The organism is Achromobacter sp. LC458 (assembly GCF_001005835.2).
Taxonomy (GTDB): Bacteria; Pseudomonadota; Gammaproteobacteria; order Burkholderiales; family Burkholderiaceae_B; genus Achromobacter; species Achromobacter spanius_B.
This window is the reverse complement of the sequence record NZ_LBHW02000029.1, coordinates 67,089-78,629: the sequence shown is the minus strand read 5'-3', so window position 1 is coordinate 78,629 and position 11,541 is coordinate 67,089. Positions and strand designations below refer to the sequence as shown.

Below are 11,541 nucleotides of genomic sequence, written 5' to 3'. Positions count from 1 at the left end.
TTTGGAGCTTTGGAGCTTTGGGGCTTTGGGGCTTTGGGGCTTTCGAGCTTTGGAACTTTGGGGCTCTGGAGCCTGGGGCTTTGCCTTGGCTTCGGCCCTGGACTTCAGCCCCCCGCGGCCATCTCCAGCATGGCGAACATTTTCAGGATTGCCACGGGCAGCAGGCGGCCAGACAGCTTGCGTTCCGAGCCCATGATGCCGGACAGCGGGCCGCGCACGACGGCGGCGGACGGCGAATGCGCCATCTGCCAGCAGGCCGCGCCCAGTTGGCCGGCCATCAATGACTGGCGCGCCAGCGTGTGGGCGCCGTCGACGGCGGGCAGCGCCTGCCAGGCGTTGGCCATGTAGCGGAAGCCGGCCTTGGCTTCGTCCTGCAATACCAGCCAGCGTGCGACGCTGGCGGCGTCGGCCTGGGACGCGGGCAAGTTGGTCAGCCCGAACAGCTGTGCGGCAATTTCGCCACTGACCGTATCGATCAGTCGCGCGCAGACCAGGCGGATCGGCGCGGTTTCGGAGCGGCCCGGCAGGGTGATTTCGGTGCCCGAGGCCCACAGCGCCAGCGGCACGGTCTGGCCGCCCTGCTCGCGCGTCAAACCGGGCATGTCGCCGGGCTGGCCCACGGGCAGATAGCCCACGCTTTTGCCGACGGCATTCAGATTGGTCGGGCATTCGTCCTGCACCACGCGCATGCCGCCCGGGCAGCGCGCCACCCACGAGGCGCCCTGCTCGCTCAACGACTGCCACAAGGCCGACGTACCGGCCTCCACCAGATGCACCATCGGCAGGCGCGGCAGCTGTTCGCCCAGCCAGCGCACGCGCGCTTGCAGCGCCGGGCCGGCATCCGCCAGACCCGCCGCGCCGGGCGCGAACGAGGTCAACATGCCGTGGGCCAACGCCAGCTGCTGCGCGGGCGCGGCCAGGGCCACGCCACGGTCGCTCATCAGCAGCGACCCCATCAACACACCACCCGGCAAACCTTCGCCCTTCATGCTGGTCTTGCCATGCATGGCCAGCAGATGGCGGTTGCAGGTGGCCGAAAATTCACGTCGCACCATGGCCAGCGGGTCGTCGCCCAACGCCGCCAGACTGGCGCCCGCGCCGTCGCCGACATAGTCGCGCCAGGACGCCCGGGCTTGTACGCAGGCCGGATCGCTGTCCAGCATGGCAATCGTATCGTCCAGATTTTGTGCGGCGGCGATCGACGCCGATCCGCCTTGCGGGCGCAGGATGGCCGAGGCCAGCAATTGGCGGCGGCGGGCAGGATCAACGGCATCGGCCTCGCGCGCGGCCGGCACCAGCGACGCCAGGTCCGCCTCGCTGGGCGTGTACAGGGCGCGCGCGCGCTCGACCATGGCAAAGGCCCGGTCGATCAGCACGTCGGCGCGCGCCAGTTCCATATGTTCCGGCACCTTCTGCCCCACCGACATGTAGTGGATGGGCAGGCGGTGGCGGATGGCCGTGTCCAGCGCCGCGCCCAGGCGGGTAGCTTCGTCCAGCTTGGTGATGATGCAGCCGGCCACGTCTTCGCCCACGCCGTTGCGGTAGGCGTGCGCCACTTCGTCCAGCGTGTCGCCCTGGCTGGCGGCGTTCAGCACCAGCAGGCGGCGCACGGGCTTGCCGGCGCTGGTCAACATCGCGGCCTGCTCGGCCACCAGGCGGTCGCGCTGGCTGATGCCGGTGGTGTCGATCAGCACGATCTTGCGGTTGCCCAGTTCGGCAAGAATGCGGCGCAGTTCGCCGGCGTCGCGCACGGAATGCGCGGGCACGCCCATCAGCCGGCCGTAGATCTGCAATTGTTCCAATGCGCCGATCCGGAACAGGTCGGTCGTCAACATCGCGACCTGATCGCGGCCTTCGCGGGCTACGCAACGGGCGGCCAGCTTGGCCAGCGTGGTGGTCTTGCCGACGCCCGTCGGGCCGACCAGCGCGTACACGCCGCCGGCCAGGAATTCGTCTTCGGAGGCCACCACGGGCAGGTGGGTAACCAGTTCATTGCGGGCCCACGCCTGCGCGGCGTCGGACGACAGCCCTTGCGGCAGGCGGTCCACCAGCGTGCGCACCAGCTTTGTGCTGAACCCGGCATCCAGCAGGCTGCGGAACAGCGCGGCGGCGGCGGCTTCACGAGTCGCGCCGGGGCGGCCACCCCAAAGCAGTCCGTCCATCCGCGTTTCCAGCGCGCCGCGCAAGGCGCTGATGGCGTCCTGCAAGCCGGCCGTGGTGTCCGGAGGCAACGACGGCGGTGCCTGACGCAACGGCGCATCCGGCATGCGCGCCATGGACGGCGCGGGTGCGGACGCAGCGGCTGCGGTGACCGCGGCGCGCGCGGTGGTCGAAGACGCGGCGGGTGCGGCGGCCGGGGATGAGACGGGCGCATAAGCGGCGGGTGCAGCGGCCGGGGATGCGGCGGGCGCATAAGCGGCGGGTGCGGCGGCCGACGATGCGGCGGGCGCATAAGCGGCGGGTGCGGCGGCCGGGGATGCAGCGGGCGCATAAGCGGCGGGTGCGGCGGCCGAGGACGCGGCGGGCGCATAAGCGGCGGGTGCGGCGGCCGAGGACGCGGCGGGCGCATAAGCGGCGGGTGCATTGGCCGACGATGCAGCATGCGCGGGGGCCGACGATGCGGGCGAATACGCGGCGGGTATCGCGGCGGAAGTCGCAGCGAGCGGCGACGCGGCAGCCATCGGCGTGGCGTGCGTCGGCGCGCCTGGACGGGCGGGTGCCAGGGCCGGCAGCTCGACGCGGGTCGCGGCGCCTACCAGCGGGGTGACCGGCGTGGAAACCGGTTGCGAAGCAACAGGTTGCGCGGCCGACGATTGCGCAGTCGCGGGTTGCAGCGGCGTGGGATACGACGCCGCCAACGGCATCGCTGCCGAACTCGCCTCAGCGGGCGAGCCTTCTTCTTCCGGCTGCGCCGACGAGGCAAATGCCGATTGATACGCGGCAATCGAACGCGACGGCGTCGTGTAGCCGGGTTGCGGCATGGCGGGCGGCGCCGCCGTGTAGGGGCGCGCTTCTTGCCGCTCGGGCGCGGCGCCATAAGCTGCGGGGGGCTGCGCGTCATAAGCTGCGGGGGACTGCGCGCCGTAAGGTGCAGCGGGCTGCGCGCCATAACGTGCAGTGGGCTGCGCGCCATAAGCTGCAGTGGGCTGCGCGCCGTAAGGTGCAGCGGGCTGCGCGCCGTAAGGTGAGACCGCCGGCCCCTGCGGACGCGAACCCGAAGGCGCGGCAGCCGCGGCCCCGGACGCCCCAGCGTGCGACGACATATCGCGTTGCGGCGTGTCCGACGCAGAATCCTCGAACGCGCCGTCCAACGTGGCCAGCACTTCCACCCCGCCGTCCACGCTGCGGTTCGATACGATCAGCGCGTCCGGCCCCAGGGCCAGGCGCACCTGGCGCATCACGTCACGGCTGTTGGCGCCTACAAAGCGGCTTATCTTCATTACCCATTACTCCCGCCGATCAGCGCGGTCACGCGGACCATGCGCTCATCCGGTATTTCCGTATTCGACAACACGCCCAGCTGCGGCAAATGGTGGCGCAGGAAGCGCGACAGCGGCGCGCGCAAGACTGGCGACACCAGCAGCACCGGCGCATTGCCCTGCGCTTCCTGGCGCTCGACCGCCGCCTGCGTTTCGCGCAGCAGCGTGTCGGCCAGGCCGGGCTCCAGGCCGCCGCTGGTCGTCATTGCCTGCGACAGCACGCGTTCCAGCTTCACGTCCAGCCCAATGACCCGCAACTCGCCTTCGCCCGGAAACCACTGCTGCGTAATCGCGCGGCCGAGCGAGCGGCGCGTCAGCATAATCAATTCGTTGATGTCGGGTTGACCGCCCGTGGCGGCCGCCTGCGCCGCCAGGCGCGGGCCGTGCTCGGACAGCGTATCGATAATGGTGCGCATGTCGCGGATCGGCACTTCTTCCGACAGCAAGCCTTGCAGCACCTTCTGCAACGCCGTCAGCGACAGCGTCTTGGGCACCAGGTCTTCCACCAGCTTGGGCGCGTCGCGGCCGATGCGGTCCAGCAACTGCTGCACTTCCTGGCGACCCAGCAGGTTCGAACCGTGGCGGTGCATCAGGTGATTCAAGTGCGTGGCCACCACCGTGCCCGCGTCCACCACCGTGTAACCAGCCACCTGCGCCTGATCGCGCAAGCCCCCGTCGATCCACAGCGCCGGCAAGCCGAACGCCGGATCGGTGGTGGGCGTGCCCTTGATCTGGATGGTGACGCCGCCCGGGTCGATGGCCAGCCACTGGCCCGGCATCGCCACGCCATGGCCCACTTCCACACCGGACAGCAGGATGCGGTAATCGTTGGGCTTCAGTTCCAGGTTGTCGCGAATGTGCACGACAGGCGGCAAGAAGCCCACGTCCTGCGCAAACTTCTTGCGCAGGCTGCGGATGCGATGCAACAGCTCGCCGTTCTGCGCGTGGTCCACCAGCGGGATCAGGCGATAGCCCACTTCCAGCCCCAGTTGGTCCACCATGGACACATCGTCCCAACTGGCTTCGGCGGCTGCCGCCTGCGCTTGTGTGATCGCGGCCGGCGGCACCACTTCGGCGGCTTGCGCGGCCGCCAGGCGCCGCTTGTGCAAGGCCCAGCCACCGTAGCCCAGCGCGGCGGCCAGCGTCAGGAACGCCACATGGGGCATGTTGGGGATCAGGCCCATGATGCCGATGATGCCGGCCGTCAGGAACAGCACGGCCGGGTTCGAGAACAGCTGGCTCATGATCTGCTGGCCAACGTCCTGGTCGGTCGACACGCGCGACACCACCACACCGGCCGCCGTCGAAATCACCAGCGCCGGAATCTGCGCGACCAGGCCGTCACCGATGGTCAACAGCGTGTAGACGCGGCCCGACTCGGCCATCGACATATCGTGCTGGGCCACGCCCACGATCAGGCCGCCGATCACGTTGATCACCATGATCAGCAGGCCCGCAATCGCATCACCGCGCACGAACTTGCTGGCGCCGTCCATCGAGCCGAAGAAGTCGGATTCCTGGGACACTTCGGCGCGGCGCTTGCGCGCTTCGTCTTCGCCGATCAGGCCCGCGTTCAGGTCGGCGTCGATGGCCATCTGCTTGCCGGGCATCGCGTCCAGGGTAAAGCGCGCGCCCACTTCGGCAATCCGGCCCGCACCCTTGGTGATAACGATGAAGTTGATGATGGTCAGGATCACGAACACGATGATCCCGACCGCAAAGTTGCCGCCCACCAGGAAGTGGCCAAACGCCTCGATCACCTTGCCCGCCGCGTCGGGGCCGGTGTGGCCGTGCAGCAGCACGACGCGGGTGGACGCCACGTTCAGCGACAGGCGCAGCAACGTTGCAAACAGCAGCACGGCCGGAAAGGCGGCAAAGTCCAGCGGCTTGCGCGTGAACATGGCCACCAGCAGGATCATTACCGACAGCGCAATGTTGAAGGTGAACAGCAGGTCGAGCAGGAACGTGGGCAGGGGCAGCACCATCATGCCCAGCACCATCACGATCAGGATCGGGCCTGCCAGAAGCCGCGCATGGCCGGCCCCGCTACTCTTCAACATGGTGAGCAAAGCGCTCATACCTTAGACTCCTTGTGCTGCGGTTTTTGCTTGCGGGTCCAGCTCGGCGGGCACGGCCAGGCGGGTCGGAGCCGTCGGTTGGACGCCCCATCCCGACCGCCACGAACGCAGCTGGAAGACCCACGCCAGCACTTCCGCCACCGCGGTATATAGCTCGGCCGGGATTTCCTTACCCAGGTCGACGTGTTGATGCAATGCGCGCGCCAACGGCGGCGCTTCCAATGTGGGAATGCGGTTTTCAGCAGCCAGTTCGCGGATCTTGGCCGCGATCAGGCCGGTGCCCTTGGCGATCACGCGCGGGGCGCCGCTTTTGTCCTCGTCGTACTTGAGCGCCACGGCGTAGTGGGTCGGGTTGGTCACGACCACATCCGCCTTGGGCACTTCCGACATCATCCGGCGCCGCGCCGCCTGGCGCTGCTGCTGCCGGATACGCGCCTTCACGTGCGGATCGCCTTCGCTTTCCTTGTGTTCCTGGCGCACATCCTCTTTGGACATGCGCAGCTTTTTCAAATGGCTCCAGATCTGCCATGGCACATCCAGCAGCACAATCACCAGCAGCGAGGACACGATCAACGCGCAGCAGATCGCCACCAGCGACAGCGCCTTGATCAGCGCGGCCGACGGGGCCACGTGCATCAGGCCCAGCATGTCGTCGTGGTAGCGCCAGATGACCCAGACGGCCACGCCGCCCACCAGCAACGCCTTGGCCAGCGCCTTGATCAGTTCCACCACCGTCTGCGACGAGAACATCCGCTTCAGGCCGGCGAACAGGCTCAGCTTCGAAAAATTGGCTTGCAGCGGCTTGCCGGAAATCACGATGCCGCCCAGCAACACGCTGGACAGCACGGCCACCACCGCCAGCACGCCGAATACGGGCAGCAAGGCGGTCAGGGCGTGGCCGAAGCCGATCACGGCCTGCTCCACCATCACGCCCGGGTCCGTCACGATGCGCTGGTCGAAGGCCAGGCCGTTGTGCAGCACGCCGCTCATGCCCTGGTACAGCGAACCGCCCAGCGCCCAGATCACCCCGACACCGGCGGCCAGCATCATGAACGTTCCCAGTTCGCGGGAACGCGCAATCTGCCCCTCCTCGCGCGCCTTTTCCAGGCGCCTGGGAGAGGCTGCTTCTGATTTCTCGAGGTCGCTTTCTTCAGCCATGCTCTGCGGTGTCGTTGCGGCTCGCGGATTTTCGGATTACGAGCCGCCCGCCGAGATTCTAGGATCGCCCGGGGTTGGGCGATAAGCCAAGAAGCGGGAAGAAAGCGGCGCTATTCGCCGTTGCGCCCGATGGCGGGCGCGCGGCCCCCGTCCAGCGCTGCCTGGAAGCGCACGTAGTCCAGCCCGATACGGACGGCGCCCCAGTGTTCCGACCCCAGATAAAGCGGGACGGAAATGTCGTTGACGATCTCGCCGGTATCCCGAGAATAGGTCTGGAACAGCATCGCGCCGGTATTGGCCGCCAGCCGCGCGCCCACCGGATCGTCAAAGATGCGCTTGTGCCGCGACCGCGCGATGTCCTGCTGCGGGTCGCCCGTGGGCGGATGCGAAAAGCGCCCGTTGTGGGCCGGCGCATAGCCGCGCGCATCCACCACCAGCGTGTAGATGCCGCCGGGCACGGCGTCCAGCACCTCGTCCAGCAACTGCGTCAGGGCGTCGTCGATGGCCCGGTCGTAACGCGTGTGGTAGCGCGGCGGCTCGCTGCCCGCGATGCGCTGGTAATGGCGGTCGAACACATCCACGCCCCGGCGCCGGGCGTCGTCCAGCAAGCGCGTGGCTGCATCGCGGAAACTCTCGACCGCCTCGCACAACTGGTCAAAGGCAGTGCGGCCGGTGCGCACGTCCGCCAGCACTTCCTGCACGCTTTCGGTCTGGCGGCGGATGCGGTCGATCTCGTCCGACATGCTGCCCACCCGGCCCAGCACATCGGCGCTCAAGGCGGCGATGCGGCTCACTTCCTGGCTCATGCCGTGGTTGGTGGCGTCGACGTCGCCGATGGCCTGCACAACTTCGTTCACTTGCAGGTTCATGCTGCCGAAATCGCGCACGAAGCGTTCGAAGTCGGTGCAGGTGCGGTCCAGCACCGCGCCGGACGCGTCCACATCTTCGCGCAGCGTGCCGGTTTGGCGCTGGGTGGTGTCCACCAGGTCCAGCATTTCAACCGTATGCCGGCCGATATCGTTGGTGGCGGCGTTCACGCGCTCGGCCAGCCGCCCCACTTCGCTGGCCACCACCGCAAAGCCCCGCCCCGCGTCCCCTGCCCTGGCCGCTTCCACGCCCGCATTCAAGGCCAGCAGCTGCGTTTGCAGGGCAATGTCCTTGATGAGCTTGCTGATGTCCGCGACCGAACGCGCGCGCAGGGTCAGCTGACCCACTACTTCGGTAAACGCGGCCATCTCGCGCGTCATGCGGTCGACCCGGGATTTGACGTCGGACAGCTCGGACAGCGCCGCTTCGGCCGCATGCAGGTTCTTGCCGGATACGTCGGCAATCTGGCGTGCATGTTCGGATGTGGATGCGGACAACGCGGCAATCTGCGCGCCGCTGTCCGCCAGCGCACCCGCCGCCCGCGCCTGCTCTTGCGCCAAGACCGAACAGCGCCCCGCCTGGTATTGCGTGCGGGCCGCGTTCAACGCGATTTCAATGCTGGATTGTCTGACGGTGACCACGCGCCCGCGCATGCGCGACAGGAAACGATGCAGGGGAAATACCGCGGGACTTAAGGAAAAGGTGCGTTCCGACAGCGTGCCGTCGCCCCGGTTCAAGCGGCGTAACAGTGCCCACATGCCGCCGAGGCGGAATACGGATCTGGCCATGATGGACCTCCTTGTGCTGGCCCGGACCGCCTTCTGTGGGCGTCCGTTGCCTGGCGCGCGGCGCGCGCCTTGTCTCGTACTGCAAGGCCCCCCTGCTTATTCTTCTATGCACGCGCCGCCGGCGGCCAGGCCGGGCGGCGCGATGGGTCGATCAGAACCCCAGGCTGGCCAGCAGGTCGTCGACCTGGTCCTGGCTGGTCACCACATCGGTCTTGCCCTGCGGACTGATCTGCGGACCGTTCAACAGGCTGTTGGCCTCGTCGCGGCGTTCCTGCGGCACATTGTCCAGCAACACCTGCAACAGCTCGCGCTCAATCGCGCCGACCACGTCCATCATGCGCATGATGACCTGGCCCGTCAGGTCCTGGAAATCCTGCGCCATGATGATTTCCATCAGCTTGGACTGGGTCTGCTGCGTCTGCTTGGGCACGTCCGCCAGGAAGGCGCGCGTGTCCTTGACCAGTTCACGCGCTTCGGGCATTTCCAGCGGCTGGTCGTACCATTGCTGCCAGCGGCTATCCAGCGCCTGCGCCGAACGCGACATGCCGTCCTGGATGGGGCCGGCCTGCTCGGTAGCGTTCAGCACGCGGTTGGCGGCCTGCTCGGTCATCTGCGCCACGTAGCGCAAGCGATCGCGCGCATCGGGGATGGCGTTGGCGGCGTCTTTGATGGCCTGATCCAGCCCAAGCTCGCGCATGCTGTCGCGCAACATACGCGTCAACGAGGCGATCCGGTGAATCAGGTCAGGATTTTCCCCAGCGGGTTCTACATGTTCCGTTGTGCTCATTGCACACCTCAGCCCGCAATTTTCTCGAAGATCTTGGTGAGCTTTTCTTCCAGCGTTGCCGCGGTGAAAGGCTTGACCACGTAACCGTTGGCGCCGGCCTGGGCCGCCGCGACGATGTTTTCCTTTTTGGCTTCAGCCGTCACCATCAGCACCGGCAACGAAGCCAGCGATGCGTCGGCGCGGATCTGCTTGAGCATTTCCAGGCCGTCCAGGTTGGGCATGTTCCAGTCGGACACGACGAATTGGAAGCCGCCGTTACGCAGCTTTTCCAGACCGATCGCGCCGTCTTCGGCCTCGTCGACGTTCTCGAAACCCAGCTCTTTGAGCAGGTTGCGGATGATTCGTCGCATGGTGGGGAAGTCATCCACCACCAGAATCTTGATGCCCTTGTCTACCATCTTTCACTCCAGAAGAAATTTGCTTGAGATCGATCGGGGTGCAGTCGCGTCACACGCGGTGCCCACGGTCGCCCAGGCGAGTCAGAATGCGTTCGCTAATCGCCGACAGCGTCACCACTTCGTCGGCTGCGCCAATGGCAATGGCCTCGCGCGGCATGCCGAACACCACGCAGCTGGCTTCGTCTTGCGCGATGGTGTGCGCGCCCGCGCGGTGCATGGCCAGCATGCCCGCCGCGCCGTCCTTGCCCATGCCGGTCAGGATGACGCCGATGGCGTTCTTGCCCGCGGCCACGGCAGCGGAATTGAACAACACGTCCACCGACGGGCGGTGGCGGTTGACCGGTTCGCTGGCTTCCAGTTCGATCACATAGTTGGCGCCGCTACGGCCCAGGCGCATGTGCGTGTCGCCGCCCGGCGCCAGATACACGTGGCCCGGCAGCACGCGGTCGCCATGGACGGCTTCGCGCACCGTGACGGCGCACAGCGCATCCAGCCGCTGCGCGAACGAGCGCGTGAAGCCGGCGGGCATGTGCTGCGTAATAAGAATGGCGGGGCTGTCCGGCGGCAAGGGTTGCAGGACTTCGCGGATGGCCTCGGTGCCGCCCGTGGAGGCGCCCACAATCACCAGCTTTTCCGAGCTGGCCAGCGGCCGGCGCAACATCGGCGCGGGCGCTGCCGGCGCGGCGTGCGGCGTGGGCGCGCGCAGCTTGGCGCGCGAGGCGGCACGGATCTTGTCGGCGATGATCTCGGTGTATTCCAGCAGGCCGTCGCGAATGCCCAGCTTGGGCTTGGTCACGAAGTCGATGGCGCCCAGTTCCAGCGCGCGCAGCGTGATTTCACCGCCGCGCTCGGTCAGCGACGACACCATCACCACCGGCATCGGCCGCAGACGCATCAGCTTTTCCAGGAAATCCAGCCCGTCCATGCGGGGCATTTCCACGTCCAGCGTCAGCACGTCGGGGTTGTGGCGCTTGATCAGGTCGCGCGCCACCAACGGGTCGGGCGCGGTCGCAACCACTTCCATGTCCGGCTGGCTGTTGATGATTTCGGTCATCAGCCCGCGCACCAGCGCGGAGTCGTCTACACACAAAACGCTTATTTTTTTCATTGTTTGCTGCCTCGACCCGTTCAGGCCTTACTCGCACATTCGTAGACGGTCTGCCCGCGCAGACGAAAATCACGGCTGATGTAGGTGAAGTTCTCGGAGTGCCCCGCAAACAGCAGGCCGCCCGGCTTGAGCAGCGGCGCAAAGCGCTCCAGGATCTTCGCCTGTGTCGGCTTGTCGAAATAAATCATGACGTTGCGGCAGAAAATCACGTCGAACTTTTCGTTGATCGGCCAGCTGGGCGCCAACAGGTTCAACGTTTCGTACCGCACCATGTCGGCAATCTCGGGGCGCACGCGGACCTGGCCGGCGTTGGCGCCACGGCCCTTCAGGAAGAAGCGGCGCAGGCGCTCGTCTTCCATCTTGGCCACGCGTTCGGCCGGATACACGGCGGCGCGCGCGCGGTTCAGCACGTTGGTGTCGATGTCGGTGGCCAGCACCGTGGACGATGCGGCGCGCGGGCCCAGGGCCTCGACCAGCGTCATCGCAATCGAATAAGGTTCTTCGCCCGTGGACGCCGCACAGCACCACACCGACACCGGGCCGCCGCGCTTTTGGGCGAAGTCGGCCAGGATGGGAAAGTGATGCGACTCGCGGAAAAACGCCGTCAGGTTGGTCGTCAACGCATTGACGAATTCTTCCCACTCGTGCGCGTCGGGCTCGTTTTCCAGCTGGTCCAGATAGCTGCCGAAGTCGTGGCGGCCCAGCGCGCGCAAGCGTCGGGCCAGGCGGCTGTAGACCATTTCACGCTTGTGCGTGCCCAGCGAGATGCCCGCGCGCGCGTGGATCATCTTGCGGACGCGGGAAAAGTCCGCGTCACGAAAATCGAATTGGCGGTCCACCGAGATGGACGGCGCCTGGGTTGCCGCAGTTGCCACGCG

The 11,541-nt window shown here is 67.1% G+C and carries 8 protein-coding genes; all 8 read right to left on the bottom strand.

The genetic code is table 11. The features are described from left to right. Window positions 1-104: 104 nt before the first annotated feature. Window positions 105-3,440: a flagellar biosynthesis protein FlhF gene (flhF, locus tag YH64_RS21480; protein ID WP_046806444.1), complete on the bottom strand. Its 3,336-nt coding sequence runs from the start codon at window positions 3,438-3,440 to the stop codon at window positions 105-107. After that, window positions 3,440-5,557: a flagellar biosynthesis protein FlhA gene (gene flhA / locus YH64_RS21475; RefSeq protein WP_046806443.1), complete on the bottom strand. Its 2,118-nt coding sequence runs from the start codon at window positions 5,555-5,557 to the stop codon at window positions 3,440-3,442. Before flhA ends, flhF begins: the two co-directional genes overlap by 1 nt. 3 nt (window positions 5,558-5,560) lie before the next feature. Next, a complete protein-coding gene (flhB, locus tag YH64_RS21470; protein WP_046806442.1) occupies window positions 5,561-6,715 on the bottom strand; it encodes a flagellar biosynthesis protein FlhB in 1,155 nt (384 codons plus the stop codon). A 110-nt stretch (window positions 6,716-6,825) separates the two neighbouring features. Continuing rightward, entirely contained in the window at window positions 6,826-8,370 is a 1,545-nt protein-coding gene (locus YH64_RS21465) for a methyl-accepting chemotaxis protein (RefSeq protein ID WP_370512769.1), read from the bottom strand. Between the two features lie 151 nt (window positions 8,371-8,521). Further along, window positions 8,522-9,157, bottom strand: coding sequence for a protein phosphatase CheZ (cheZ, locus tag YH64_RS21460; protein ID WP_006219034.1), 636 nt, complete (start codon window positions 9,155-9,157; stop codon window positions 8,522-8,524). A gap of 8 nt (window positions 9,158-9,165) precedes the next feature. Continuing rightward, complete coding sequence (gene cheY, locus YH64_RS21455; protein WP_006219033.1) at window positions 9,166-9,555, bottom strand: chemotaxis response regulator CheY; 390 nt, start codon at window positions 9,553-9,555, stop codon at window positions 9,166-9,168. 49 nt (window positions 9,556-9,604) lie between these two features. Next, window positions 9,605-10,663 (bottom strand): chemotaxis response regulator protein-glutamate methylesterase, encoded by a 1,059-nt coding sequence (locus YH64_RS21450; protein WP_046806441.1) that lies wholly within the window; start codon window positions 10,661-10,663, stop codon window positions 9,605-9,607. Between the two features lie 20 nt (window positions 10,664-10,683). Beyond that, window positions 10,684-11,538 (bottom strand): CheR family methyltransferase, encoded by an 855-nt coding sequence (locus tag YH64_RS21445; protein ID WP_046806440.1) that lies wholly within the window; start codon window positions 11,536-11,538, stop codon window positions 10,684-10,686. Between the last annotated feature and the right edge of the window lie 3 nt (window positions 11,539-11,541).